This is a genomic window from Actinoplanes palleronii, from assembly GCF_016862315.1.
GTDB lineage: Bacteria > Actinomycetota > Actinomycetes > Mycobacteriales > Micromonosporaceae > Actinoplanes > Actinoplanes palleronii.
The window spans coordinates 1-25,339 of the sequence record NZ_BOMS01000120.1 but is presented as its reverse complement, the minus strand read 5'-3'; the positions used below and the strand labels follow the sequence as shown (position 1 = coordinate 25,339).

At 71.9% G+C, this 25,339-nt stretch carries 22 protein-coding genes; 14 read left to right on the top strand and 8 right to left on the bottom strand.

The window, feature by feature from the left end:
• The first annotated feature begins 10 nt into the window (after nt 1–10).
• Nucleotides 11–391 (top strand): PPOX class F420-dependent oxidoreductase, encoded by a 381-nt coding sequence (locus Apa02nite_RS36150; RefSeq protein ID WP_067697105.1) that lies wholly within the window; start codon nt 11–13, stop codon nt 389–391.
• 4 nt (nt 392–395) lie between these two features.
• Here Apa02nite_RS36150 and Apa02nite_RS36145 read toward each other — a convergent pair whose 3' ends face one another.
• Both Apa02nite_RS36145 and Apa02nite_RS36140 read right to left on the bottom strand, forming a co-directional pair.
• Nucleotides 396–854 carry a type VII secretion system-associated protein gene (locus Apa02nite_RS36145; RefSeq protein ID WP_239164782.1) on the bottom strand — a complete coding sequence of 153 codons (459 nt, stop codon included), beginning with the start codon at nt 852–854 and terminating at the stop codon, nt 396–398.
• A 10-nt stretch (nt 855–864) separates the two neighbouring features.
• A complete protein-coding gene (locus tag Apa02nite_RS36140) occupies nt 865–5,349 on the bottom strand; it encodes a DUF6531 domain-containing protein (RefSeq protein ID WP_203829053.1) in 4,485 nt (1,494 codons plus the stop codon).
• A gap of 136 nt (nt 5,350–5,485) precedes the next feature.
• Between Apa02nite_RS36140 and Apa02nite_RS36135 the strand changes: the two genes are divergently transcribed.
• The 3 genes from Apa02nite_RS36135 to Apa02nite_RS36125 are packed head-to-tail and all read left to right on the top strand — an operon-like array spanning nt 5,486 to nt 6,717.
• Entirely contained in the window at nt 5,486–5,785 is a 300-nt protein-coding gene (locus tag Apa02nite_RS36135; protein WP_203829052.1) for a hypothetical protein, read from the top strand.
• Between the two features lie 3 nt (nt 5,786–5,788).
• Nucleotides 5,789–6,391, top strand: coding sequence for a hypothetical protein (locus Apa02nite_RS36130; protein ID WP_067697099.1), 603 nt, complete (start codon nt 5,789–5,791; stop codon nt 6,389–6,391).
• A gap of 29 nt (nt 6,392–6,420) precedes the next feature.
• A complete protein-coding gene (locus Apa02nite_RS36125) occupies nt 6,421–6,717 on the top strand; it encodes a WXG100 family type VII secretion target (protein WP_067697096.1) in 297 nt (98 codons plus the stop codon).
• A 45-nt stretch (nt 6,718–6,762) separates the two neighbouring features.
• Here Apa02nite_RS36125 and Apa02nite_RS52040 read toward each other — a convergent pair whose 3' ends face one another.
• A complete protein-coding gene (locus tag Apa02nite_RS52040) occupies nt 6,763–11,058 on the bottom strand; it encodes an FtsK/SpoIIIE domain-containing protein (protein ID WP_275412565.1) in 4,296 nt (1,431 codons plus the stop codon).
• A gap of 207 nt (nt 11,059–11,265) precedes the next feature.
• Between Apa02nite_RS52040 and Apa02nite_RS36115 the strand changes: the two genes are divergently transcribed.
• Nucleotides 11,266–12,666: a LysM peptidoglycan-binding domain-containing protein gene (locus Apa02nite_RS36115; RefSeq protein ID WP_203829051.1), complete on the top strand. Its 1,401-nt coding sequence runs from the start codon at nt 11,266–11,268 to the stop codon at nt 12,664–12,666.
• Here Apa02nite_RS36115 and Apa02nite_RS51370 read toward each other — a convergent pair.
• Nucleotides 12,630–13,766, bottom strand: coding sequence for an NAD(P)-binding domain-containing protein (locus Apa02nite_RS51370; protein ID WP_239164781.1), 1,137 nt, complete (start codon nt 13,764–13,766; stop codon nt 12,630–12,632). The two genes, Apa02nite_RS36115 and Apa02nite_RS51370, sit on opposite strands and share 37 nt — an antisense overlap.
• Before the next feature lie 105 nt (nt 13,767–13,871).
• Here Apa02nite_RS51370 and Apa02nite_RS51365 point away from each other — a divergent pair, with 105 nt between their 5' ends.
• From Apa02nite_RS51365 to Apa02nite_RS36090, 5 genes are all read left to right on the top strand, one after another.
• Nucleotides 13,872–14,411: a hypothetical protein gene (locus Apa02nite_RS51365; RefSeq protein WP_239164780.1), complete on the top strand. Its 540-nt coding sequence runs from the start codon at nt 13,872–13,874 to the stop codon at nt 14,409–14,411.
• Between the two features lie 71 nt (nt 14,412–14,482).
• Nucleotides 14,483–15,391 carry a S1 family peptidase gene (locus tag Apa02nite_RS36105; RefSeq protein WP_239164779.1) on the top strand — a complete coding sequence of 303 codons (909 nt, stop codon included), beginning with the start codon at nt 14,483–14,485 and terminating at the stop codon, nt 15,389–15,391.
• 413 nt (nt 15,392–15,804) lie between these two features.
• The gene (locus Apa02nite_RS36100; protein ID WP_239164778.1) at nt 15,805–16,554 is read left to right on the top strand and encodes a hypothetical protein; all 750 of its coding nucleotides are present in this window, start codon (nt 15,805–15,807) and stop codon (nt 16,552–16,554) included.
• Between the two features lie 8 nt (nt 16,555–16,562).
• Nucleotides 16,563–17,870 carry a copper amine oxidase gene (locus Apa02nite_RS36095; protein WP_239164777.1) on the top strand — a complete coding sequence of 436 codons (1,308 nt, stop codon included), beginning with the start codon at nt 16,563–16,565 and terminating at the stop codon, nt 17,868–17,870.
• A 28-nt stretch (nt 17,871–17,898) separates the two neighbouring features.
• Nucleotides 17,899–18,462, top strand: coding sequence for a DUF305 domain-containing protein (locus Apa02nite_RS36090; protein WP_203829048.1), 564 nt, complete (start codon nt 17,899–17,901; stop codon nt 18,460–18,462).
• A gap of 4 nt (nt 18,463–18,466) precedes the next feature.
• Here the strand turns inward: Apa02nite_RS36090 and Apa02nite_RS36085 are convergent, their stop codons facing one another.
• Both Apa02nite_RS36085 and Apa02nite_RS36080 read right to left on the bottom strand, forming a co-directional pair.
• Entirely contained in the window at nt 18,467–19,642 is a 1,176-nt protein-coding gene (locus Apa02nite_RS36085; RefSeq protein ID WP_203829047.1) for a PP2C family protein-serine/threonine phosphatase, read from the bottom strand.
• Nucleotides 19,643–19,751: 109 nt separating this feature from the next.
• Nucleotides 19,752–20,732, bottom strand: a complete 981-nt coding sequence (locus tag Apa02nite_RS36080; RefSeq protein ID WP_203829046.1) for a hypothetical protein — start codon at nt 20,730–20,732, stop codon at nt 19,752–19,754.
• Nucleotides 20,733–20,754: 22 nt separating this feature from the next.
• Here Apa02nite_RS36080 and Apa02nite_RS36075 point away from each other — a divergent pair, with 22 nt between their 5' ends.
• Nucleotides 20,755–21,492, top strand: a complete 738-nt coding sequence (locus Apa02nite_RS36075) for a class I SAM-dependent methyltransferase (RefSeq protein ID WP_203829045.1) — start codon at nt 20,755–20,757, stop codon at nt 21,490–21,492.
• Here Apa02nite_RS36075 and Apa02nite_RS36070 read toward each other — a convergent pair.
• The gene (locus Apa02nite_RS36070; protein WP_203829044.1) at nt 21,480–22,469 is read right to left on the bottom strand and encodes a helix-turn-helix transcriptional regulator; all 990 of its coding nucleotides are present in this window, start codon (nt 22,467–22,469) and stop codon (nt 21,480–21,482) included. The two genes, Apa02nite_RS36075 and Apa02nite_RS36070, sit on opposite strands and share 13 nt — an antisense overlap.
• Before the next feature lie 63 nt (nt 22,470–22,532).
• Between Apa02nite_RS36070 and Apa02nite_RS36065 the strand changes: the two genes are divergently transcribed.
• From Apa02nite_RS36065 to Apa02nite_RS36055, 3 genes are read left to right on the top strand one after another with little or no spacing between them, the layout of a single operon-like run.
• The gene (locus Apa02nite_RS36065; protein WP_203829043.1) at nt 22,533–22,982 is read left to right on the top strand and encodes a hypothetical protein; all 450 of its coding nucleotides are present in this window, start codon (nt 22,533–22,535) and stop codon (nt 22,980–22,982) included.
• A complete protein-coding gene (locus tag Apa02nite_RS36060; protein WP_203829042.1) occupies nt 22,979–23,485 on the top strand; it encodes a hypothetical protein in 507 nt (168 codons plus the stop codon). The genes Apa02nite_RS36065 and Apa02nite_RS36060 overlap by 4 nt, the downstream gene beginning before the upstream one ends.
• 49 nt (nt 23,486–23,534) lie before the next feature.
• Nucleotides 23,535–24,611, top strand: a complete 1,077-nt coding sequence (locus Apa02nite_RS36055) for a hypothetical protein (protein ID WP_203829041.1) — start codon at nt 23,535–23,537, stop codon at nt 24,609–24,611.
• A 77-nt stretch (nt 24,612–24,688) separates the two neighbouring features.
• Here Apa02nite_RS36055 and Apa02nite_RS36050 read toward each other — a convergent pair.
• Nucleotides 24,689–25,339: hypothetical protein (locus Apa02nite_RS36050; RefSeq protein ID WP_203829040.1), on the bottom strand; the 651-nt coding region annotated here is incomplete at its 5' end.

Sequence of the window (25,339 nt, the reverse complement as noted above, 5' to 3'; positions counted from 1 at the left end):
GATCGCCGTCATGAGCGTCCCCGCAGAGATCGTCGCCAGCAAGCAGGTCAGCCTGATCACGTTCCGCAAGGACGGCACCCCGGTCGCGACGCCGGTCTGGCACGTCACCGAGGGCGACGTGCTGACCACCGTCTCGGAGGCCGAGGCCTGGAAGGTCAAGCGGATCCGCCGCAACCCCCGGGTCGAGGTGGTCGCGTGCGACATCCGCGGCAAGGTCCCGGCGGGCGCCCAGCCGATCCAGGGCACCGCCCGGCTGCTGTCGCCGGAGGAGACCCTGGCGGCCCACCGGTTGCTGCAGCGCCGCTACATCACCTCGCGGATCGGCGCCTGGTTCAACCGGACGTTCCACGTCAAGCGCCCGCCGCTGATGGGCATCGAAGTCAGCTTCTGAGGTCTCAGCGCAGCGCCGCGGCGGGCAGCCGTACCTCCAGGTCCGTGCCCGGGTTGAGCAGCAGCGCCCGGTCGTCGAGCTCGGCGGCCAACCGGGCGACCGGCAGCCGCCGCCAGACCTGGTCGTGCCCGGCGGCCGGCAGGTGGCGGTCCGAGGTCCAGGCCCGCAGCTCCAGGTCGTCGGCGGGCGCGGCCGGGTCGACGAAGACCGTGCCGGCCAGCAGCGCGGCCCGGACCGCGGCGTCGTCACCGTGCCCGGTGGCCGCGTTCTGGATGGCCGCCTCGACGTCGTTGGCGGGCGCGGGCAGGCCGAGGACCCGCGGCGACGGCCGGTAGTCCGGGTTCGGGATCATCTCCGCCGCGGGCGTGCCGTCGGCGTCGAGCGGGTAGGCCCCGGCGATCGCGTACGGCGGAACGTCCGATACGCCGTCGTAGGCCGGGTCGATCGCATACATCCACTGCATAACCGATGTCCTAACGTGCGAAGCCGGGGTTGTCGAACTGCTCCATCTGGAAGTTGCCCGGCGGGATGTCCAGCTGCTGCACACCGTTCTTGATCCCGACGTTGTACGGCGTATCGATCTTGAACGCGTGTGAGATGTTGAAGCCCGGGATGTGGTCCAGCGCGGCGAACTCCTTCTGGGAGATCTTGCTGATGTCGTTGATCGCCTGGACGTTCAGCTCGACGAAGGGCTGGCTGTCGGCCTTCACCACGTAGACGTAGCCGAAGTGCATCTTGAAGTCCTTGCCGCCGACGTTCTTGACGAAGTCGACGCCGGTGGGATCGAGCTTCTGCAGCTGGAACGAGATGTCCTTGTCCCGGACGAACTGCAGCGCGGTGTTCCAGTCCTCGGTGGTCGAGACGAACCCGCTGTAGGTGCCGCCGTCGCGCACCTTGGAGCTGTTCTGCTGGTGCAGTTTGATGTCGTAGTGCGACCCGGCCTTGTTGTAGACCGCGTTCGAGACGAGACCCTCCTTGAAGATCTTGTCCGGCGGGACGTCCGAGCCGTGGAAGAGCCACTGCGGCTTCGACTGGTTGAGCTTGAGGTCCGGGATCACTTCGAGCGGCTGCTTGAACGTGTTGATCAGGCTGATGTCACCGGCGGTGTCCATCATCGCGGCGATGTCGGTCGGGCTCAGACCCTTCGGGATGTTCAGGCCGGCGGTGCTGCCCGGCCCGGTGCACATCAGGCCGAGCGGGTCCGCCCAGAGCAGCGGGTTCGCCGCATACGCCGCCGGGTCGACGGCGGGCGCCAGCCCGAGCGGGTCCTGGCTCAGGTACCGCCCGGTCAGCGGGTCGTAGTACCGGTAGACGTTGTAGTGCAGCCCGGTCTCGTCGTCGCGGTACTGCCCGGGGAAGGCGAGCGGCTGCGCGGCGGCCGGTGCGCCGGTGGCGCCCCACAGCGTGGCGGTGTTCTGCCAGCGCAGCGCGCCGTCCGCGCCGAGCAGCTCGGTCGGCGTGCCGACCCGGTCGGTGACCACGGTGGCGTAGTCCAGGTCGGCGCCGACCCGCACGGTGCGGGCCACCGGGCGCCCGTCGGCCGGGTGGTGATCCCACGTGGTGACCCGCAGGGTGCCGTCCGCGCCGACGTGCGCCTGCTCGACCAGGCTGCTGCCGGACCAGGCGAAGTCGTAGCGTTCGGCGCCGCTCTGCTTGCTGATCCGGCGGCCCAGCGGGTCGTACCGGTACTGCCAGACCGCGCCGGCCGGGGTCCGTGCCGCCACCATCTGATCGTCGGCGTTCCAGGTGAAAACCCACGATCCACAACCTTCGACGGTACGGGTGAGCATGCGCCCGTGCCCGTCGTACGTCGCGGTGACGCCGTTGCCGGCGAGCAGGTCCGTGCCGTCGTACTCGCCGTCGAGGCGGCCCTGCGGATAGTGGTAGGTCTCGTCGCCGGCGCTGGTGACCCGGCCGGTGCGGTCCAGGCCGTACTCGCGGCGGCCGGTCCCGTCGGTGATCGCGCTGAGCACGCCGTCGCCCCGGTGCTCGAAGGCGCGGATGCCGACACCGGGCATGTCCTGCTCGAGCAGCCGGTCGCCGTCGTCGTGCCGCTGGGCCAGCACCGGCCGGCCGTCCACCGCCCGGTGGATCTCCCGGCCCCGCGCGTCGTGCGCGACGGTCAGCTCGTGGCCGCCGCTGCGCAGCGCGTACGGGCGGCCGAACGGGTCGAGCGTCCACGCGCCGGTGACTCCGGCCGGGGTGTGCCGGGTGATGGTGCCGGTGGTCTCGTCGAGGTCCAGGCGTACGGTCCGGCCGTTGACCGTCTCGGCGATCCGGCGGCCCGCGCCGTCCCACACGAAGGTCAGCTCGGCGTCGTCGCCGGTGGCCGCGATCAGGTGGCCTTCCGTGTCGTACCGGTAGGTGGTGGTGCCGGTCGGGGTCCGCCGTTCGAGCAGGTTGCCGACCGGGTCGCGGACGTAGTCGACGGTCTCGCCGAGCCCGTTCGTGGTGGCGGTCAGGCGGCCGGCCGCGTCGTAGGTGAACGTCCGGGTCCGGCCGTTGAAGTCGGTCTCGGCGACCAGCCGGCCGGCCGGGTCGTGGACGTAGCGCCAGACCAGCCCGCGCGGGTCGGTGACCGAGGTGACCCGCAGCTCGGTGTCGTAGGTGTAGCCGGTGCGCAGGCCCTCGGCGTCGACGGTGGCCAGCAGGATGCCGAACGGCCCGTACTCGCCGCGCCAGACTCCCCCGGCGGCGCCGGCCCGCTCGATCGGGTAGCCCTCCGGGTCGTAACTGATCGTCTCGCCGTCCGCGGTGGTGGCGACCCAGCCCGCGAGGGCCTCGACGCGTTCCGGATTACGGGGGCGGCCGCCGCGCAGCCGGCCCAGGTCGAGCGTCGGCGCGACCCCCGGCCGGTCCACCGTGGTGGGGCGGCCCTGCTCGTCGTAGGCGTAGCTGGTGGTGTGGCCCAGCGGATCGGTCTCGGACAGCAGCTGGTTGTGCCGGCCCCAGACGTAGCGCGTGGTGTTGCCCAGCGGGTCGGTGACGCTCGTCTTGTGGTGGTACTCGTCGAACGTGTACGCCGTGGTGTGCCCGAGCGAGTCGGTCCAGGTGGTGCCGCCCGGCTCGTAGGCGAGGGTGGCGCTGAGGTAACCGTCCTCGCCGACCGTGCCGACGCAGCGGCCGTCCTCGTCGTAGGTGTAGCGGTAGCCGTACCCGGTGCGGTCGATCCACTGGGTGATCCGGTGCTCGTGGTCGTAGCGGAACGTCGCCGGCTCCCCCGAGATGTTCCGCACCGTGGTCAGGTGGCCGTCACCGTCGTACCCGAAAGCGGCGATCGCCGTCCGGCGGCCGGACCCGGCGGCGGCGAGGGTGATCCCGGTGATCCGGCCGTCCGCAGCGGTGAACACGACCCGGCGCCCGGACGGGTGGTGCAGCGCGCGCGGCACACCGTCCCCGTCGCGCTCGACCCGCAGCAGGTCACCGGCCGGGTCGGCGACCGTGGCCAGCCGGCCCTCGGCGGTGAACCCGAGCACCTGCGTGCCGGTGTCCAGCCGCGCGCTGCCGTCGGCGGCGATCGTCAGCGGCCAGCGCGGGCCCTCCTCGGGCAGCACCGCGGCACCGGGCGCGCCGATCGGGTAGACGAGCACCATCGCGTCGGCCGCGAAGAACAGCGTGGCCTTGCTGTCGGTCTCGATCCGCTGGTCCAGGGTGGACGCCCAGGAGGCGCCGAACAGCCCGCCACCGCGGTACGACGACAGGTGGGTGCGCTCCAGCCGGAACGGCAGCGGTCCCGGCAGCTCGAGATCGATCTCGGACAGCACCATCTCGCCGGTGGCCACGTCGATCGGGTCGGTGACGCACTCCCGGATGTTGATCGACCGGGATACGTCCTTGGGCACCGGCGGCACCTTGACGTGGAACAGGTCGGAGAGTTTCGCGGCGCCCAGCGTCGCCAGCCCGCCGAGGTTCTTGACCACGGTGACCGCGCCGACGCCGGCCTGCTTGACGATATTGACCATGTCGTTGGCCATCGTCTTCATGCCGGTCAGCGCGGCCTTGCCGATCTCCTTGAGGCCACCGGCCTTGTAGAGCGCGCTGAGCTTGGTCAGCGACGTCAGGCCCTTGACCCCGGGGATCACCCCGAGGATGCCGAAGACCAGGTCCATCACCGACCCCTTGCCCTGGGCGAAGTCGACCACCGCCTTGATCAGCAGGATCGCTCCCGCGGCGAGGGCCACCCAGGCCAGCGGGCCACCGATGATCATCGCGATGATCCCGGCGACCAGGGCCACCCACTTGGCGACCTCGCAGATGATGTCCCAGAGTTCCTTGAACGCCTCGGCCAGCTTGGCCCAGAACGAGCGCGGCTGGATGCCGGCGTCCGACGCGTCGTCGATCTCCCGGGCGCAGGTGCGGGCCGCGCCGTCGCGCAGCTGTTTGGCCTGGTCGGCCAGCTGCTTGGCCAGGTCCAGCTCACCCTGCGCGCCGGAGACCGCGCTGCGCGCCTGGTCGCGTTTCTGCTGTGCCGCCTCGGAGTCCCGGACCGCCTGCTTGACCTGCTCCGGGTCGGGCGCCTGGGTCTGCGCGCGGGCCCGGTCGGCGGCCTGCGCGGCACCGGTGAAATCGGTCTCGGCCAGGCTCAGTGAACCCTGCAACGACTTCAGTTTGTCGGCCGCGACCCGGCCGTCGGCCAGGGCCCGGTCGGCCTGGGCCTGCGCGCTCTCCAGAACCGGCGCGAAGGTCTCCAGCGCGTCACCGACCATCAGGTGCGAGCGGTACAGCTTGTTGACCTGGTCGGGGAACGCGCCGAACTGCTCGCGGAACGCGTCGCCGGACTTGCCGATCCAGGTGAGCACGGCGCCGTCGCCCTGCAACGAGTCGACGGCGAGCTTGGCCCGGTGCGCGTGCTCGGCGAAGTCGTGGAAACGGGACGCGAGCTGCCGCACCCGGTCCGGGTCGCCAGGGGTGGGATCGCCGTCCATGTCGAGGACATACCAGTCCGTCGGCCTCGCCATTGGTGCCTCCACTCTGCGTACGACGCCGGGAGTCTAACGTGCCTCGTCACGCAGTGTTCCGATCATGGGAGTGGATGATCTGGACCGGGCCGCGTACTCTGCCCGGGGCGCAACAGATCGACAGGGACGGAGACCCATGGCTGGCGACCGCGTAACGGTCAATCTGGACGGCCTGTCGGACTTCGCTGTCCAGTTGGAAGACATTAGAGCCGGTATGGATTCGGCCCGGTCCTGGATGAACGAGTACTCCGGCGACCTCGGCGGCCGTGAGATCGACGGCGCTATTGGTAACTTTGAGTCACATTGGCGCGACGGACGCGGACAGGTCGACAAGAACTGTGACGCGCTGATCAAGATGGCGAAACAGGCTGTCGAGAACCTGCACAAGGCCGACGACGACCTGGCCGCGCAGCTGCGCGAGAGCACGAAGGGCTGACCCATGACCGTGACCGGTTTCTCGATCACCGTCCCGGACTCGTGGTTCGAGCTCGAGCTGCACCCGGACGCCCGCAACGCCGCGGTCGGCAAGCTGGTCGAGGCGCGCCTCAAGGACGTCCCCGCCCTCTACGAGCACCGGTCCGCGCTGGCCAAGGTGCTGCGCGAGACGGCCCGCCGGGCGTACGACAGCGGCGCCCGGTTCTGCGGCACCCTGGTCACCCCGGTCGGCGACGCGATCATGTCGGCCACCGTGACGGTGACCATCGTGGACGCCCCGGACGGGCAGGCCGCCGCCGACGCGATCACCCCGCACCTGACCGCCCAGCCGCGCCGGGGCACCGACTCGATCTGGCGCGAGGTCGAGTCGGTCGAGCTCACCGGCGCCGGCCGGGTGCCCCGCACCCGCGGCGTGGACGACATCACGCTGCCCGACGGCGCCGGCTGGGTCCGGTCGCTGATCATGCAGACCTTCGTGCCGTTCCCCGGGCCCGACCCCTCGCGGGTGGCCCTGATCACCGGCAGTTCCCCGGTGCTGGCGCTGGAGACCGAGTTCTTCGACGTCTTCGACGCGGTCACCGGCACTTTTCAATTCACCGAAGCCTGAGATTCACCCAGCCTGAGAAGGAGACTGACATGGCTAACGTCAATGTGACGTACCAGGAGATGCGCGACGCCGCGACCAAGCTCACCAACGGCAAAGAAGAGATCATCTCCAAGCTCAGCGAGCTGAAGAACATGGTCAACGGCCTGGTGAACGGCGGCTACGTGACCGACTCGTCGAGCAAGCAGTTCGACCAGTCGTACACCGAGTTCAACGACGGTGCTAGCAAGATGCTCGAGGGCCTCGAGGGCATGGGCAAGTACCTGACCACCGCCGCGGACACGTTCCAGCAGGCCGACGACGAGCTGGCCAAGGCGCTGCGCGGCTGATCGTCTTTGAAAAAGGGGCGGGCGCTTCGGCGCCCGCCCCTTTCGCTACTCCGGGACCTGCACGGTGAGCGGCTCGCCGTCACCGAGGTGCAGCATCGCCCGGCCGGCCTTCACCGGCTGGCCGATCTGGGTGCGCTGCAGCCGCAGGCCGATCAGGTCGCCGTCGGTGCGGTTCTGCGGGGACAGCAGCGCACCCCGCCGGCTGCGCCGCGCGTCGACCAGCCAGCCGCTGAACCCGACACCCAGGTCCTCCGGGTCACCCGCGTAGATCACCGCGAGGCGCTTGGCCTCACCGTTGCGGATCACGTCGCGCAGCTCGCCGGAGGCCGCCATGTCCCGCAGCGCGGCCGCGTCGTCGACCACGATCAGCGCCCGGCCGGTCACCTGGGCCAGTGCCGCGGTGAGCTCGTCCGGTGTCACGTCCGTGCCGGTGTGCACGGTGATCACGCCGGGCTTGCCGGCCAGGTCGCGGACCGGCGAGGTGCGCGGGGCCAGCACGATGACCTGCTGGCCGCGGTCCAGTGCGGACCGGGCCATGCTCAGCAGCATGGTGCTGCGACCCGACTTGGACGGGCCGCCGATGCCGAACGCCGGCACTCCGGTGGCCAGGTCCGGGCCGTACTGCAGCAGCTGGTTCTCGCCGCCGACGCCGGCCATCAGCCAGCCGTCGCCGGTCGAAGCCTGCGGCAGGGCGGCTGCCTGGGCGTACCCGATCTGGGTCGGCACCTCGCCGAGCCGGAACGGCCGCAGCGCGCCGGGCACCGCGGCGTCGCGTTCGGTGGTCTCCCGGCCGATCGCGGACAGCGCGGCCGCCTGCGCCGCACCGCTGGGATCCGCGGTCAGCAGCGCCACCTGCACCTCGATGCCGGTCTCGGCGCGGAACGCGCGGCCCGGAGCGATCTCGTCCGGCAGGTTGCGCGGGTGCAGGCCGAGCATCGCCACGTCGGTCTTGTCGGCCAGCCGGAACGTGATCTTGTCTTCGGTGAGGGTGGAGATCCGGCCGCTGAGCACCGACCGGTCGCCGGTGATCACCACGTGTACGCCGACGCTGGCGCCCTCGCGCAGGAACGTGAAGATCTTGTCGGTCAGCGTGCCGCTGTCCAGCTCGCCGAGGGTGGACAGGAAGCCCTCCCAGCGGTCCAGCAGCAGGAAGACGTGCGACAGCCGCTCGCCCTCGGTGGCCGCCTTGCGCTGCTCGGTGACGTCGGCGAAACCGCCGGCCGCCAGCACACCCTGCCGGCGGCGGATCTCCTCACCGATCCGGTCGATCAGGCGCAGCGCCCGCTCCACCTCGGTGCGGGTGACCACCGCGCCGCAGTGCGGCAGGCCGTTGAGTGGCAGCAGCGCGCCGTTGCCGCAGTCCAGGCCGTAGAGGTGCACGTCGGCGCTGGAGTACTTGCGGGCCAGCGAACCGGCCAGGGTGCGCAGCAGCTGCGAACGCCCGGTCCGCGGCGCGCCCGCGGCGATCAGGTGACCGAACTGGTCGAGCCGCAGTGCCGCGGTGCGCTGCAGCTGCTGGGCCGGCAGGTCCTCCACGCCGTACGCGACACCGTCGGTCGCGTCCAGGTCGCCGAGCAGCACCGAGGGCGGCAGCGCGGGCAGCCACGGGCTGTGCTGCACCGGCACGCCGGCCTGCTCGGACGCCACCCGCAACGCCTCGACCAGCACCTGCAGGTCGGTGACCTCCTCCTGGCGGACCTGCTGCGACGCCTTGGTGGTCTCGATCGGCCGGACCAGGTCCGCCCAGTCGAGCACCTGCAGGTCGGGCGCGGCCACCTCGGCCGGCCCGGCGGTGCCCGGACGGCGCCCGCCGACCCGGCCCGCCTGGAACGGCACCAGCGAGGCGTGCCCGAGCCGTACGTACGCCCGGCCCGGCGTGCTCTTCGCGATCCGGGCCGCGTCCGGGGCGTTCAGCACGTCCTGGCTCTCCGACGCGTCGGTGACCCGCAACGCGATCCGCAGGTTGGTGTTCGCCCGGATCTCCGGTGACACCACGCCGCTGGGCCGCTGGGTGGCGAGCAGCATGTGGATGCCGAGCGACCGGCCTCGCTGCGCGATGTTGACCAGGCCGGTGACGAAGTCCGGCAGCTCCCGGGCCATCGACGCGAACTCGTCGATGACGATCATCAGCCGGGGCAGCGGGTCGGCGCCCGGCTGCCGGGCGGCCACCCGGGTGTAGTCCTCGATGTCCTTGGCGCCGGCCGCGGCCAGCACGTGCTCGCGGCGGCGCAGCTCGGCCGAGAGCGACTCCAGGGCCCGGCGGACCAGGTGCTCGTCCAGGTCGGTGACCATGCCGACGGTGTGCGGCAGCCGGACACAGTCGCCGAACGCGCTGCCGCCCTTGTAGTCGACCAGCACGAACGTCATCGCGTCCGGCCGGTTGGCCACCGCGAGCGCCGCCACGATGGTCTGCAGCAGCTCGGACTTGCCGGAGCCGGTGGTGCCGGCGATCAGGCCGTGCGGGCCGTCGCGGCGCAGGTCGATCTCGAACTGCCCGTCGAACGACTCACCGACCACCGCCGACGTGCTGGCGCCCCGGATCGCCCAGCGGGCCAGGATGTCCTCGGGCCGCGGCGGGTCCAGGGCCAGCACGTCGAGCAACCGGCTGGACGAGGGCAGCGCCGCGTCGTCCTCGTTGTCGCTGACGTCCCGGATCGGGGCCAGCGAGCGGGCCACCCGGGAGCACCAGTCGGCGGCCGGGAAGTCCGGCTCGACGTCGGTCAGCTGATCCGAACCGGTCCGCGAGATCCGCAGCCGGGACCCCTCGACCACCGCGACGGCCTGGCACTCGGCGGGCAGCAGCCGCTCGTCGGTGTCCAGGCAGATCGCGAACACGCCCATGGCCGGGCCCTCGCGCAGCAGCTGCACCACGCCGGGCAGCGACCGCAGCCGGCGCGAGCCGTCCAGCACGACGAGCATGTCCGGCTCGCGGAACCCGGCCGAGCCGGTCTCCTTGCGGACCGCGGCGCGCTGCTCGACCAATTCGAGCAGGCTGGCGACCCGGCGGCCGACCGAGTCGGCGTCGTGGCCGATCAGCACCGGCGGGGCGCTCGGGTTGCCGGAGCGCGCGTGCGGCAGCCACCGCACCCAGTCCCACGACGCCCGGCCGGCCGGGTCGGTCAGCAGCGTCACCTGGACGTCGGCCGGGCTCTGCAGCACCGCGGTCTGCAGCACCGCCCAGCGCCCGAGCGCCCGGGCACTGTCGCCGGGGCCGGCGAACCCGATCACGCCGTGCTCGCGCAGCGACAGCGTCACCGGCACGTCCGGGATGGACCAGTGCACGGTGCGCCGGTGCTCGTCCTGCTCCGGGTCGTCCAGGGCCACCTCGGCGGGCAGTTCGCCGCTGCCCACCCGGATCAGCAGGTGGTCGGTGTCGCGGCGGCGGCGTTCCCACAACCGGCGGCGGGGTCCGGTGGCGATCACGGCGATCAGCGCCGGGTCGGGGCACAGTCCGCGCCGTTCGATCTTCTCCAGGTCCAGGGCCTCCCGGGCGTCCTGCTCGATCCGGGCCTTGCGCTCCAGGTACTCCTTGCGCTGCTGGCCGTACGACTGCTTGCCCTGCTTGCGCTGCATCAGCCAGTTGCCGAACAGCGAGATCGGGCTGAGCAGCGCGAGCAGCAGCAGCGTCTTGTTGCCGGTGACCAGCATCGCGGCCACCGCGCCGACCACCGGGACGATAGCCATCAGCCACGGCACCGGGCTGCGCTGCGGCTCCTTGGGCGGCATCGGCAGCCGGAACTTGGTCTGGTGCCGCTGCGGGCGGATCCGCGGCGGACGGTTGTAGTCCAGGCCGGTGCCGTCCGCGGAGGGCACCAGGGACGCGTCCGGCCGGGTGTAGCCGGCCAGGTCGAGCAGCGAGCCGCCGACCCGGACCAGCTGGCCGGGACGCCACTCGACGGCGTCGGTGACCGCCTCGCCGTCCAGGGTCAGCGCCACGCCCGCGGCCGGTTCGATCGTGCAGCGGGCCCGCACGTCCACGTTGATCGCGGCGGCCACGGCCGGCAACGCCGGGTCGCCGATCACCACCCAGGCGTCCCGGTCGCCGCCGAGGTCGCCGCTGCCCGCGCTGAGCCGCACGAAGCTGCCGGAGGCGGGGCCGCCGACGACCCGGATCTCGAGCAGGCCGGGCTGCTCCGGCGCCGGCCAGCCGGGTGCCGCGTCCAGGCCGAGCACCACGCCGTCACGGACCGGGGAGTCCGTCAGGGACAGTGCCGGGTCGAGCGGCTTGCCGTCGGCATAGAGGACCGGAGCACTCGTACGCTGGCTGGCGTCGCGCAGCAGGTGTTGCGCAGAGTGTGCGAGCGCTTCCGCGGTGGCATCACCGTCTGTGACCAGCGCCACGTCTGCGGCATCCCCCGTCACGGGGTCGACAATGGTTAATAAGAGCTGCACAAGGCCTCCAGGAACGGTGATCCGCACGCCTCGTGACGCCGTCGTGACGGTGGCCGCAGGGGGTGCCGAGGAGCGCGGAAAGTCGCCAAACGTTATCGCACACGGTGAATGTAAGGTGTCGGCGTCACGATCGACTCTGCGCGAGGAAGATGCCATATGCACCGTCGAACATTCCGTCGCGGCGGACTTGTCCTGCTGGGACTGATGCTCTCCACGGCGGTGGGTATGACCGCTGCCCCGGCTGTCGCGGCTCCGCTCGCCGCCCGGCCCGCCGCTCTTGAGCTGCGCGCCGAGACCAAGTGGTACCAGGTCCTCCCGGAGTACGAGGGCCAGCCGGAGTTCCTCTACGCGATCGCCAAGCGGGTGCTCGGCAACGGCGACCGCTGGCAGGAGATCTTCGACCTCAACAAGGGACGCAAGCAGCCCGACGGCGGGGCGCTGACCGACGCGGCGGTGATCACGCCGGGCTGGTACCTGATCCTGCCGCCGGACGCCAAGGGCGAGGGTGTGCAGACCGGTGAGCTGCCGGCGACCACCCCGGTGGCGCCGTCGGACGCCGCGTCCACCCCGGCCGAGACCACGGCTCCCGCCGCGGCCGCGCCGGCCAAGGACTCCTCCTCCGGCGCTCTCGTATGGATCATCGTGGGTGTGCTGCTGCTCGCCGCTCTGGCCGGCGGCGCCTGGTGGTTCCTGCGCCGTCGTCCCACCACGACCGGCGGCGCTCCGAAGGCGCCGAAGCCGGGGAAGCCGGCCGAGCCCGCGGCCGCCGCACCGGCCCGCACCTTCGACACCGCTGCCGCCTGGACCATCGACCGCGCGCTGCAGGTGCTGGTCACCGGCGCCGAGGCGGCCGGGCGCCCGACCCCGTCGGTGTACGGCGTGTCCCTCGACGAGAGCCGCATCGCGCTGCGCCTGGCCGCCCCGGACGAGGAGCCGAGCGAGCCGTGGGAGGCCCTGGAGAACGGCCGGGTCTGGCAGGCCTCGCTGCGTGACCTGCAGGCGCTGCCGGCCAGCAACGACATCGCCAGCCCGTGCCCGCGGCTGGTCACGCTCGGCACCGCCGGCGGGGTACGGGAGCTGATCGACCTCGGTCAGGCGACCGGCCTGGTCAGCATCCAGGGTGACAAGGCGGCGGCCCGTGAGCTCGTCGCGTCGTGGACCGAGGAACTGAGCAGCAGCCCGTGGGCCGGCGGTGTGCAGGTTGTCGCCGGTGACATCCGGCCGCACCTGACCGGCGGCGAGCGGGTCACCATCCGGGACGCGATCTCGCTGGCCGAGGGTGAGGGCGCGGACACCGCGTACACGCTGCGCGGCGGGGGCTCGGACACCGACCGCAAGCTCGGCGTGCTGATCCTCGGCACCACGCCGGGCAACCGGGAGCTGGAGCGCGCGCAGTCGCTGGTGAACCGCGCCGACGCCGCGTGGGTGGTGATCGTGCTCGGTCAGACCCGGTACGACCGCTGGCGCTTCACGGTCAGCCCGGACGGCAAGCTGGACACCGGGGCGCTCGGCCTCACCGTCTACACCGGCAACTCGCCGGCCCGCGCCGGCAACTGACCGCGTGATCCCGCGGCGGCCTCACCGCCGCCGCGGGACAGGTACCTGATCAGGGTGGCGACCGCGTCTCGGCCGGCGCGGTTGGCGCCGACGGTGGACTGCGACGGGCCGAAACCGATCAGGTGCACCCGCGGGTCGGCGGCGACCTGGGTGCCGACCATCCGAATGCCGCCGCCCGGGGTGCGCAGGCCCAGCGGGTCGAGGTGGGTGAGCGCGGCCTTGAACCCGGTGGCCCAGAGGATGGTGTCGACCGAGGTGAACGAGCCGTCCGCCTCCCGTACGCCGTAGGGCTCGATCGCGGTGAACATCGGCCGGCGCTCCAGTGCACCGCGAGCCTTGGCGGCCAGGGCGTACGGCGTCCAGGCGAGATCGGTGTAGGACACCACGCTGCCGGTGGGCCGGCCCGCCTCGACGTCCGCGGTCACCTTCGCGATCACCTCGCGGCCGACCTCCGGGTCGAACTCGCCGGCCCGGAAGACCGGCTCCCGGCGGGTGTACCAGAACGTCTTCGCGACCCGGGAGATCTCCTCGAGCAGCTGCAGGCCGGAGATCCCGCCGCCCACCACGGCGACCCGCCGCCCGGCCAGCTGCTGCGCCGACACGTAGTCGCGGGTGTGCAGCTGCAGCCCGGCGAACGTCTCCTGCCCCGGATAGTGCGGGCGGACCGGGTTGTCCCAGGTGCCGGTGGCGTTGATGATCGCCGCGGTCGCATACGTGCCCCGGTCGGTCTCCACGATCAGCCCGCCGCCGTCGGCCGGGCGCACCGCGGTGACCTGAACCGGACGCACGATCGGCAGGTCGGTCGCCTGCTCGAACGCGGCGAAGTAGCGGGGCACCGCGGTCCGGCTGGCCTCGGCCGGGTCGAGCGGCGGCTTGGGGAAGCCCGGCAGGTCGAAGATCCCGTTGACCGTCGCCATCCGCAGCGACTCCCACCGGTTCCGCCAGGCGCCGCCGGGTGCGGGCGCGGCGTCGAGGATCACGAAGGTACGGGCGCCGGCCGGGTCGGTGAGCGCGCTGACGAACCCGCGTCGTTTCAGGTGATATCCCGCGGAGAGTCCGGACTGACCGGCACCCACCACCACGATCGTCGCGTCGCTCACGAGCACGGCAACCCTTCCACCGGCGCCGGTATTTCCGGGCCTCACAAGTTCCTGACACTCGTCGCCGAAGCTGGTCCGGCACAGCACACCGGGCGGAGGAGTCACGTGGGGGAATCGGTTTTTCGCTGGAGCCTGTCCGCGGCGCTCGTCGTCGGCGGACTCGGAGCCTGCTCGGCCGCCGAGCCACCGCCGGCCGCGGCGCCGACCATCGCCTCGCTGGTCACCGTGTCGCCGTCGGCGTCCGGTCCGGCCGCGGCCAAGGCCAAGGTCGAGCGGCCCCGGCACCGGCTCGACGAGACCGCGGCCGACCTGGCCGCGCTGAACAAGGCGTTCGACAAGTGCATGGGCGAGCACGGGGTGGACTCCCAGGGCTCGTTCATGGCCGGCGACGACGTTCCGCCGGAACTCGATGCGGCGCAGGACGCCTGCCTGCCGTTCTGGCCGCTGCCGGCCTGGGAGCTGGACCCGGCGAATCCGGCGGCCAAGGACTTCGCCCACGACGTGGTGGCCTGCCTGCGCGCCAAGGGTGTCAAGCACGTGACCGTCGGCGAGAACGGCACCGGCATCGAGGCCGGCGACGATTCGGTGACGGCCACCGGCAACCACCTCGACGAATGTCAGCGAGAGGTGGCGAGGAAGAACTAGCGCGTGGATAAAGAAACCGTAAAGACGGCGCTGACGCTCCCCCGACGGCGCGATCAGCAGCATGTCCCATCGTGCTCGTGATTCTGAAGAACTGTCTGCTCGTCCTGGTGGTGGCCGTGCTCGCCGTGCCCTGGTGCGCCCGACCGGCGGCGGCGATCGCGTACGGCACGGACGCGCCGGACGGCGGGTACCGGTTCGCGGTCAAGCTCACCATGACCGGGCTGCCCGCGGACGACGGCGGCACCCGGGACAGCTCCTGCTCCGGCGCGCTGATCGCACCCCGCTGGGTGATCACTGCCGGTCACTGCTTCCGGGAGGGTGACAAGCACGTGGACCGTACGGTGGCCGAGCGCACCACCGCCACGATCGGGCGCGCCGACCTGGACAGCCGGGACGGCTACGTGATCGACGTGATCGGCGTGCACCAGGCCGAGGACGCGGACGTGGCACTTGCCGAGCTGGCCTCACCGGTCACCGGTATCACCCCGATCCCGCTCGCCACCGCGCCGCCGGAGGTCGGTGACGTGCTGCGGCTCGCCGGGTTCGGGCTGACCACCCACGGCGGTGACGTGGCGCCGACGACCCGGATGCAGACCGGGCAGTTCACCGTCGACGCGGTGCGGGACACGCTGCTGGAGACGTCCGGCCACGCCCCGCGCCCGGACACCAGCCCGTGCCCGCACGACTCCGGCGGCCCGTACTTCCGGGAGTCGCGGGGCGCGGCGCCGGTGCTGGTGGCGGTGGTCAGCAACGGTCCCGGCTGCCCGCACACCGGCCCGGACTACAGCGCCCGCGTCGACAACCTGAACGCCTGGATCACCGACACGGTGGCCGGCACGTCGGCCTGGAGCCGGGCCCGCCCGCTGCTGCTGACCACCCTCGCCCTGCCGCTCGCGGGCGTCGTCCTGGTGGCCGCCCGCCGCCGCACCGCACGGCCCGCCGGAAGGAGACGCCGCACGACGCAACTGACCGGAAGGTGACGCCACACCGCTTCCACTCCGGACCGCGGCGCGACTGCCGCATCCCCGGCTGGTCGTCAGGGGTGCCTCGAAGCCCTCGAGGCACCCCTGAGAGCCAGCCGGGGCCGGGAGGCGCGCGGTGGTCCGGGGTGGGCAGCCACCTCGCGGCGGCCGCACGGGCGGGACGTGGCTCGTAGCCTGCGGACGGGCGCTCCGTATTCGTACCGAATAGGGGTTGTCCGTTGTTGACGCCTGCCATTTTCCGGCTATTTCGATGAATGTCTTGGAAGGAATTTCAATGTTTTCAAAGATCGTCCCTACCAGGTAGAACGCGGCGAATAGGCGTCAATGTCAGGCATCACCTCACGTGAATTTTACCTGCCCCTCGTAATGGTTTGCGGCGCACTGTCGACCGATGGGGAGGAATGGCAAACGTGGAGGATCGTTACCGAAAATGGGGCTGGGGGCTCGGCATCGCGACTGTCACCGCGGTGACCTCCTTCGGGGTCGCCTCGTGGCAGGCGAACGCCGCGCCCAGCACGCCGAGCACGCCCGGAACGACAAGCGCCGCGAACACCGCCGAGCAGCCCCGGGTGTCCGACCCGAGCCGGGTGCCGGAGGCCGCCGCCGGGACCGGAAGTGATCCGCTGACCGGCAGCGAGGTGGACAAGGCCCGCGCGATCGCGCTCACGCCGGAACTGGCCGCGAACGCCACCGACGTGACCGGCAAGGCCGGGCCGGAGTACCTGGCGGCCGACCTGGACACCGACGGCACCGGGCGCGAGGCCGAGCTGTACTTCTACGACTACAAGACCGGCAAGCTGCACAAACAGGTCGTCGACCTGGCCACCGGCAAGCTGGCCCGATCGTTCGCGGCGACCGGCATGCAGCCGCCGGCGTCGGAGCAGGAGGCCAAGGTCGCGCTGGACCTGCTGATTGCCGACCCGCTCAGCGCGGACTTCAAGACGGCCTATCAGAAGGCCACCGGCGAGCAGCTGACCGGAACTGACGGTCTGGTGCCGACCGCGCACATCTACACGGCCAAGCCCGCCGACCGGGGCGCGAGCCAGTGCGGGACGAGCCGCTGCGTGCAACTGATCGTGAAGACCGGCGACGGTCACTTCATCAACGTCACCGACCTGATCGTCGACCTGTCCGGTCGCAAGATCGCCCGTCTGAAGTGAGGACCCCTGTGAGGTACCGAAAGATCGCCGGCGCCGCTGCGCTCCTGACCGCGGCGACGCTGAGCGTGACCGCGGTCACCGCGGCGCAGGCCGCCCCGGCGGCGACACCGTGCGGCGCGTCGGCGATGGTCAAGGAGACCCTGCCGAACGGGACCACCTGGCAGCTCTGCTGGCGCATCAACGACAAGGCCGGGCTGGTCCTGGACCACGTCTTCGTCGCCACCAAGCGCTACCCGGAGCAGGTGCAGGTGCTGGACTCGATCCGGCTCGCCCAGCTCAACGTGCCGTATGACACCGGCGACACCGAGTACAACGACCTGACCGCGATCGGCCTGGGCAGCTACGGCCTGGAGACGATCACCGGGGACGACTGCAAGGGCGGCTCGGTGCGCCAGGGCTCGGACGGCGGCGGCGACCCGCAGGTGCGTGACGTGCTCTGCGTCAGCGCCGAGCCGCGCGGCCTGGCCTACCGCCTGCACGAGTACGACTGGGACGAGACCACCGAGGAGCAGACCGAGAAGGTCTACTCCCAGGAGGGTCACGACCTGGTCCTGCGCACGATCAGCAAGCTCGGCTGGTACGAGTACGTGACCGAGTACCGCCTGCACGACGACGGCCAGATCTCCGCGCGTCTGGGCGCCACCGGTGACCTGGCGCCGAGCGAGTACTCCACCGCCGACAACGGCTGGCCGCTGGGCAAGGAGGCCAAGGACTACTCGACGATGCACTACCACAACGCGTTCTGGCGGGTGGACTTCAACATCGCCGGCAAGGGCGGCGAGAAGGTCGAGCAGTTCGACACCACCACGTCCGGCCGGGGCTCGATGGCCGCGGCGCTGACCACGACGCACAAGACGCTCGGCACCGAGGGCACGTTCACCAAGGCGAACCAGCGCTTCTGGCGACTGGTCAGCCCGACCAGCAAGAACGCCGACGGACATCAGCGGTCGTACGAGCTGGCACTCGGCGCGAGCGACAAGTACGAGGGCCACCCGGAGACCAAGCCGGACGTGACCTTCAGCCAGAAGAACCTGTGCGAGAAGTGGGCCAGCGACAACGCCGCCGACCCGGAGTGCCCGCTGGACATCAAGACGGTCGTGGACTTCGTCAAGGACAAGGAGAAGCTGGCCGACCCGGTGATGTGGGTCCGCGTCGGCTTCCACCACGTGCCCCGCGACGAGGACCAGAGCCCGATGCCGATGCACTGGCAGGGCTTCGACCTGGTCCCGCGGGACTTCACCGAGATGAACCCGCTGACCCCGGCCGGCCGTGAGGGCGCGAACGGGAACACCAGCGACGACGGCTCGCAGGGCTGACCCGGTGACCGGACCGGCCCGTACCCGAGTGACGTCCCGTCGCCTCGCCGCCGGGCTGGTCCTGGTCCTGGCGGCCGTGGCCGTCGTCCTGCTGCGGCAGCCCGCCCGGCCACCGGCGCCCCAGCCGGTCGCCGCGGCGGGACCCGCCGGGGTGGACGTGCACTACGCGCAGATGATGGTGGAGCACCACGAGCAGGCCGTCGCGATGAGCCGCACGCTGATCGCGAAGGGCAAGGTGCCGGAGCGGATCCGGCTGATCGCCGACTTCATCATCCACGACCAGCAACGCGAGATCGACCAGACCAACGACTGGCTGACCGCGTGGCATCAGCCGCCCGGGGACAGCGACGGCGACGACGGGCACGGCATGCTGACCACCGCGCAGCTGGCCGAACTGGACCACGCCGACGCCAAGGCCGCACCCGACGTGTTCCTGCGGCTCATGATCGAGCACCACCGGGGTGCGATCACCATGTCCCGGTCGCTGCTGGACGGGCCGGGGCGCAACGCGTACGTCCACAGCCTGGCCAAGCACGTGATCAACGAGCAGACCGCGGAGAACGAGGCGATGGCGGCGTTGCTGGCGTCGTGACCGGTCAGCGCCGGCGCCACTGGAGCATCGCTGCGGTGGCGTCGTCGCGCAGGTCGTCGTTCTCGTACGAGACAATGGTCTGGATCAGGCGGCGCATCACCTCCGGGGCGGCCGCGCCCTGGCGCAACTCCGCCAGCAGGAACGCGCTGAGCCGGTCCACCCCGAACAGATCTCCGGCCGCGTCCCGGGCCTCGGTGATCCCGTCGGTGTAGAGCACCAGCGTGTCGCCCGGCTCGAGCTGCACCTCGATCACCGTGGGCGGCCGGGTGAGCATGTGGCCGAGCCCGAGCGGCAGCGTGTTGGGCGTCGGCAGCGACGGCAGCGCCACCCCGTCGCGCAGGAACAGTTCGGCGGGGTGGCCGGCGCTGATCCGCCGGTACCTCCCGGTCGGGATGTCCAGCTCGGCCATCAGCGCGGTGACGAACGCGCCCGGGTGCTGCGACCGGATCCACTTGTCGATCGACCGGCACGTGTCGGCCAGCGACAGCCCGGACCGGCGGGCGTTGCGGTAGGAGTTCAGCGTCAGCGTGGTCAGCGCGCTGGCACTGATCCCGTGCCCGACCGTGTCGAAGATCGCGACGTGCAGCACATCGTCGTTGGCCGCGTAGTCGAACGCGTCGCCGCCCACGTCGTAGCAGGGTTCGAGCACGGCGGTGACGATCGTGCCGTCGACCGCGAACGTCAGCGGCGGCAGCTGATTCCAGATGATCTCGGCGGCCAGCTGCATCGGCAGCCTCCGGCGGGTCTGCTCGACCGCGTCGCCGTAGAAGCGCCGGCTCGCGATCAGCTCGGCGACCAGGGCGGCGATCACCTCGAGGTCGTGCCGGGTGGCCTCCGACGGATACGCCTTGACCCGGAACTCCAGCACACCAAGCCGTTCCGCACCGTGCAGCAGCGGCAGCCACAGCAGCCCGCCGTCACCCGCGTCGGCCCACTGCGTCACCGCCGTGGTGAAGGCCAGCCCGGCCGGGGTGTCCTCCACCCCCCGCGCGGTCGCCATGTCCAGCGTCGTGCCGCGCAGCGGGTGCAGCGCGAGCTGCGCGTAGTCGACGAGCAGCACGGTCGCCGACTCCACGTCGAGCAGCGGCGCGGTCGCCGCGAGAACCGCGGGCAGGTCTTCGGCCCGGCCGCGGTGCCGCAGATCCATGAGCCGGCGTACGGCCTCCATTGACGAGAGCATCGGAACCATCTTCCAACCCTGCGGCCGAAAGCGCAGCACCGCCCCACTCCCGAGGTCGACGCGCCTGCGGATCGGCGGCCTCAGCCCCGCGACCTCAGCGATCGTGGCCTCAGCGATCGTGGCCGAGTCGGGGGTGAGCCGGGCCGCCGAGCGCCGCGGAGAGCCGGTCGACCGCCTCCCAGCGCGTGGCGCCGTCCTCGTCGACCTCGGGGTCCTCCTCGGCCGTCTCGTCCCAGACCCCGGCCATCATGGCCAGCTCCATCGCCGCCGACGCCCACTCGTCGCCGGTCAGCGTGACCGTCGCCACCTGGCCGGTGGACCGTCCGGCGATCTGTGCTCGCACGGCGGCGCCGATCCCGCGGAGCCGCTCGGTCACCTCGTCGGCGCCCTCGTCGAACTCGTCGTCCAGGGCGACACCGTCGTCCGGGGGCGTGAGCGCGTCCAGGAGCAGCCGCCACTGCCGCACCGGCAGCGTGACCGGGTAGCGGCGGCCCGGGTCGACGCCGAGTTCCCGGACCGCGTCCAGGTCCGTGGCCTCACGCAGGTCGAGGAGCCCGGCCACGACGGTGAACTCGCACCAGGCCGACCAGCCGGGTTCGGCCGCGTCGGCGGACGTCCCCTTGACCCGCCACCGGTACGACACGCCCGGGGCCAGGCCCTCCTCGTCCGCCTCCAGCACGACGGGCTTCCCCGGTTCGGCCGGCGTCCAGCTCAGATACGGCTCCTCCGAGCCGTCCAGCGACTCGTGCTCGACGGTGACCTCGGTGGGCTGCGGGCCGTCCGGCGCGAACGACACCGTCAGGCTCGGGCGGGTGGTGCCGACCACCGGGCGGTCCGGGCCGGTCACGCAGCCCGGGACACCGTCGGTGGCCAGGCCGGTGGGCCGTGGCGGAGGCGACACCGGGCCCCGGCTGGGCATGATCGGTTCCGGACAGGGCAGGTCGGCGGGCCCGGACGCGACGACGAAGCAGCCCCAGGTGTGGCCGACCGGGGGCTGCGGTGACCCGTACGATCGGCCCGGCAGCACGGCGGCAGTCACCGCGAGCATCACGCCGGCCGTGAGGAAACGCCTGCCCCGCCTGTTGATCATCGGCACACCTTAGGGTCTGGGCATGGATCAGCACGCATCCTCCTTCGGGGCGGCCGCGGTCGCCTACGCCGAACACCGCCCGGACTACGCGCCCGCCGCGGCGCGCTGGGCCCTCGAGCACGCGCCCGGCCCGCGGGTACTGGACCTCGGCGCCGGCACCGGCAAACTCACCGGCACACTGCGCGCGCTGGGGCTTGACGTGGTCGCGGCCGAACCCGACCCGGCGATGCTGGCCGAGCTGCGCCGCGCGCTGCCCGGCGTCCGCTCCGTGGCCGGCGGCGCCGAGGCGATCCCGCTGCCGGACGGCTCGGTCGACGCCGTGCTGGCCGGGAACGCCATGCACTGGTTCGACATGGCCGTGGCCGGCCCGGAGATCGCCCGGGTGCTCGCGCCCGGCGGTGTGCTCGCCGGGCTGTGGAACGTCCTGGACGACCGGGTGGACTGGGTCGCCGGCCTCGAACGGGTCAGCGGCAGCGCGGCGATCGGCCCCCGGGACACCCTCAGCAGCTGGCGGGCCGCGACGTCGCACCTGTTCAGCGCGCCGGAGCAGGCCGAGTTCGGGCACGGGCAGCGGCGCACCGCCGGCTCGCTGGTCGCGACGCTCGGCACGCGCGCCGGGATGCTGGTCATGCCGGAGCCGGAGCGGGCCGCCGCACTCGGCCGGATCCGCGACTACCTGGCGAGCCGGCCGGAGACCGCGACCGGCGAGTTCACCCTGCCGATGCTGACCGGCGTGCTGCGGACGCGTCAGCCGGGATAGAGCCGGGCCAGGGCGCGGACGTGCTCGGTCAGGTAGGTGACGAGCTCCGGCGGCGAGAGCGCCTGTGCCTGCGCGCCGAGCCGGAGCACCGTCGCGGCGGTGTGCGGCACGCTCTCCATCGGGATGGTGGCGCGCCGCCGGCCGTCCGGATCCGCGGGGCCGAGGGTGGTCAGGGCGGTCCGGGCGGCTTTCGGCCCGAGGACCTCCGGGAGGGCATCAACCCCCAGAGCAGTCAGGCGTACGACGGCGACCGCACCGGTGTCCGCCGACTCGTACCGGTCGACGTGCTCCTGCCACGTGGTGGCCAGGTCGAACCCGTCCGGTCGGACGAAGTGCTCGGGCAGCGCCCGCAGTCGCCGGATGGACGAGACGCGATAGGTGCGCGGCCGGTCACCTGGCCGGTCGGTCCCGGCGGCGACCAGATACCAGGTGCCGGCCTTGAGCACCAGGCCGAGCGGGTGCAGCCGGCGGGTCACCTCGCCCGGCTCCGGGAACCAGCGGCGGTACCGGACCTCGACGACCTGGTCCTGCCACAGCGCCTCGGCCACGGCCAGCAGGTGCGGGACGGCGTCCGGCTCACGGAACCAGCCGGGCGTGTCCAGGTGGAACCGCTGCCGGATCCGGCTCGACGCCACCCGGTACGGCGTGGGCAGCGCCGCGGTCAGCTTCAACTCGGCGGCGGCCACCTGGGCACCGAGGCCGAGCTCGGCGGCCGGCTGCGGCAGGCCGGTCAGGAACAGCGTCTCCGCCTCGTCCGCGGTCAGCCCGGTCAACCGGGTGCGGTAGCCGTCCAGCAGCTGGTAGCCGCCGGTCGGCCCGGGCTCGGCGTAGACCGGCACGCCCGCGGCGGCCAGCGCCTCGACGTCGCGGTAGACGGTCCGCACGCTCACGCCGAGCTCGGCGGCGAGCGCCGGCGCGCTCATCCGGCCCCGGTTCTGCAGCAGCATCAGCAGGGAGAGCAGTCGGCTGGCGCGCATCCACCGAGTCTGTCAGGCATCACTGACAGAAGATGTCAGGGGTAGCGCCCCAGGATGGCCGGCATGAACGACTTCGATTTCCTCGTCGGCTCCTGGTCCGTGGTCAACCATCGGCTCACCACGCTGTTCGCCGGGAGCGACGACTGGCAGACGTTCCCCGGCACCACGACCTGCCGGTCGATCTTCAACGGCGGCGGCAACACCGACGAGATCCTCTTCCCGACGCTGGGCACCCGGGGTTTCACCCTTCGCCTGTACGACGTGGAGCGCGCCGAGTGGTCGCTCTACTGGGCGAACGATCGGTCCGGGGTGCTGTTCCCGCCGGTGACGGGCACGTTCGCCGACGGCCGCGGCGACTTCTACGGCGACGACACGCACGAGGGCAAGCCGATCCGGGCGCATTTCGTCTGGTCCGGGATCACGCCCCGATCGGCCCGGTGGGAGCAGGAGTTCTCCGCGGACGGCGGGCTGACGTGGGAGTCCAACTGGGTGATGGAGTTCAGCCGCACATGACCGTCACCGACGAGCAGCTCGCCTCGACCGGGAACGTCGTCCACCCGGGATATCGCCACGTCACCAAACAGTTCTCGCCCGGTGCCCCGCTGGCCCTGCCGGCCACCTACCTCAAGTGGTACGACCTGCGGCGGACGGATCAGGCCGTGCACGAGGTGGGGGCGCGGGCCTTCCTCACCGCGGAGATCACCGCCGGGCGGCTGCCGATCTCGGGCGATCTCGGTTTTGTCATCCACCACCGCTCCGGCGAGCACGTCCACCTGCTGCTGGTGTGCACGTGGCGCGACGACAACGAGATGTGGGAGACGGTCTATGTCCGGGACATCCGGCGGGACGACACGTTCGCCCTGATGCCGCCGACCACCCACCGCGGGGTGATCTGCGTGTGGGAGTTCGGGGTGGTGGCGCACGAGCACGCGGCGTGGACCCGATACCTGCGCTCCACCCGGGACACCGCCGCCAAGCGCGCCTACACCGAGTCCCTCCGCACCGGAACGATCTGACCGTTGATCAACTAGGGTGATCGTCTTTCATCGATCACCGGGAAGATCCATGACGAACACCGCCGTCGTACGACCGCCGCGCGGCTGGGAGCTGGGCACGTTTGCCCTGCTCCTGGCGGTCGGGGCGACCACCGTGCTGAGCGTGCTCTACCTCATCTGCGACCTGGCCCTGCGGCACGCCCTGCAGACCGGCGGCGTCGACGGCGTCTCCCCGGCGCTGCTCTGGGTCGGCGACCACCAGGACGGCCTCTCCTCGCTGAACCTGTTCCTGATCGTCGGCTACCTCGGCGGCTTCCTGCTCTGGCGCCACCGCACCAGGGACATGCTCGGCCGCTACGTGGCCGACGCGCACACCCCGATGCGGCACTGGTCGATCCCCGCCTGGAACGCGGCGATCGGCACCGCCGCGGTCGTCACCCTGGCCGGCCTCGGCGACCAGCCCGACACCCTGGACGAGCTCGTCTACGCCTTGGGAGTCGACGCCCTCCGGTGCGCCCTGCGCATCACCGGCCTGGTCGTGCTGCTGACCGGCGTGATCCAGATCAGCGACCAGGTCCGCCAGGCAATCGCCACGCCCCGCCCGATCCTCCCGTTCACCCCCGTCCGAGCACCCGCCCCGGTAGCGGCCGGCGCAGGCGCGGTCGGTGCGGGCCAGGGCGTGGCGCCCGCAGACGTCACCCCGGCTGCGCTCCAGCCCCTCGAGCCGGTGCCCGGATCGGACGGACTCCCGTCGGCCGACGACGCGTTCTGGGATCAGATTCGGACAGCGGCGGCCGCCGCGGACCTGGCGTTGCTGGTCACCACCGGCGCCCGAGCGCACAAATGGCGGCTCGCGCCGGCCGGCGCCGACCTGACCTCGATCCGGACGACACTGCGGCCCGGCACCGTCGTCACGGTCTTCACCGACCCGCCGGTCGAACGCCCCACGGAGGGATACTCCCCGGTCAAGGCGCAGGAGTACCACGGCTTCCTGGAGGGCCGGGAGAACGGCGCCCTCTGGTACCAGGAGATCAACCCCCGTCGGATCCCGTCCTTCCTCACCCGAGCAGCCGGCCCGATCCGCCGCTGGGCCCTCTACCCCACCGACGACCCCACGGCGTTCCGCGCCGTGGTCCCCACCGAGTAGGCGCCCCTCCCGATCCAGGACACGGCGCCACCCGGGCCGGCCGTCGAGGACGGCCGGCCCGGGTGGCGGGGTGCTGCTCAGAACGGGGCTACCTTGACGCTTCCGGCGAAGGTCCGGGTGTCGGCGGGAGTCCAACCGATCTTGTAGGTGGACCGGACGGTCTTGCTGATGGTGCCGGCCTTGTCCTCGGTCTGCAGGTCGTACACGTAGACCGGGTGGTTGCGACTGCCGATGTAGGCGGCCCAGGCCGCGCCGAGGGCCAGCTGTTTCGCGAGCTTGCAGGACGCGCTGGTGCCGGCGGCCATCGAGCTGATCTCGGCGGAGTAGGCGGCGATCGCGGGCAGGCCCACGGCGCCCTTGGCCTTCTTCTTCATCTTGTTGACGACGGACGTGACCCCGCAGTTGAGCATGCCGATCGACGCGGCGGTGAGCAGGTTCTGCACGATGTCGGCCACCTCGGCGCCGTTGTAGACACCGACCCGGCTGGGCGAGGTCCGGCCGGCGCAGATCGCGTTCAGGCGGCTGCGGTACTCGGGTGACTTCATGATGTCGACGGTGGACCGGTCGATGCCCTCCGCCCGGTTCATGGCCAGGTACGTCGCCCAGCCGCTCGGGTCGGGTGCCCGGTTGAGCAGGGCCATGAACACGGCGTTGGTCTGCCGGTCCGGCGCGTTGAGGAAGCGGGCGGCCTCCGGGTTGTTCAGCAGGTCTTGACATCCTCTCCGCCC

Bases quoted from the DNA above. Each gene is read 5' to 3' on its own strand.
- Apa02nite_RS36130 (WP_067697099.1), top strand. From the start codon at position 5,789: ATGACCGTGACCGGTTTCTCGATCACCGTCCCGGACTCGTGGTTCGAG.
- Apa02nite_RS36060 (WP_203829042.1), top strand. From the start codon at position 22,979: ATGACCGTCACCGACGAGCAGCTCGCCTCGACCGGGAACGTCGTCCAC.
- Apa02nite_RS36125 (WP_067697096.1), top strand. From the start codon at position 6,421: ATGGCTAACGTCAATGTGACGTACCAGGAGATGCGCGACGCCGCGACC.
- Apa02nite_RS36140 (WP_203829053.1), bottom strand. From the start codon at position 5,349: ATGGCGAGGCCGACGGACTGGTATGTCCTCGACATGGACGGCGATCCC.
- Apa02nite_RS36080 (WP_203829046.1), bottom strand. From the start codon at position 20,732: ATGATCAACAGGCGGGGCAGGCGTTTCCTCACGGCCGGCGTGATGCTC.
- Apa02nite_RS36055 (WP_203829041.1), top strand. From the start codon at position 23,535: ATGACGAACACCGCCGTCGTACGACCGCCGCGCGGCTGGGAGCTGGGC.
- Apa02nite_RS36135 (WP_203829052.1), top strand. From the start codon at position 5,486: ATGGCTGGCGACCGCGTAACGGTCAATCTGGACGGCCTGTCGGACTTC.
- Apa02nite_RS36145 (WP_239164782.1), bottom strand. From the start codon at position 854: ATGCAGTGGATGTATGCGATCGACCCGGCCTACGACGGCGTATCGGAC.
- Apa02nite_RS36065 (WP_203829043.1), top strand. From the start codon at position 22,533: ATGAACGACTTCGATTTCCTCGTCGGCTCCTGGTCCGTGGTCAACCAT.
- Apa02nite_RS36075 (WP_203829045.1), top strand. From the start codon at position 20,755: ATGGATCAGCACGCATCCTCCTTCGGGGCGGCCGCGGTCGCCTACGCC.
- Apa02nite_RS36070 (WP_203829044.1), bottom strand. From the start codon at position 22,469: ATGCGCGCCAGCCGACTGCTCTCCCTGCTGATGCTGCTGCAGAACCGG.
- Apa02nite_RS36115 (WP_203829051.1), top strand. From the start codon at position 11,266: ATGCACCGTCGAACATTCCGTCGCGGCGGACTTGTCCTGCTGGGACTG.
- Apa02nite_RS36150 (WP_067697105.1), top strand. From the start codon at position 11: ATGAGCGTCCCCGCAGAGATCGTCGCCAGCAAGCAGGTCAGCCTGATC.
- Apa02nite_RS36085 (WP_203829047.1), bottom strand. From the start codon at position 19,642: ATGCTCTCGTCAATGGAGGCCGTACGCCGGCTCATGGATCTGCGGCAC.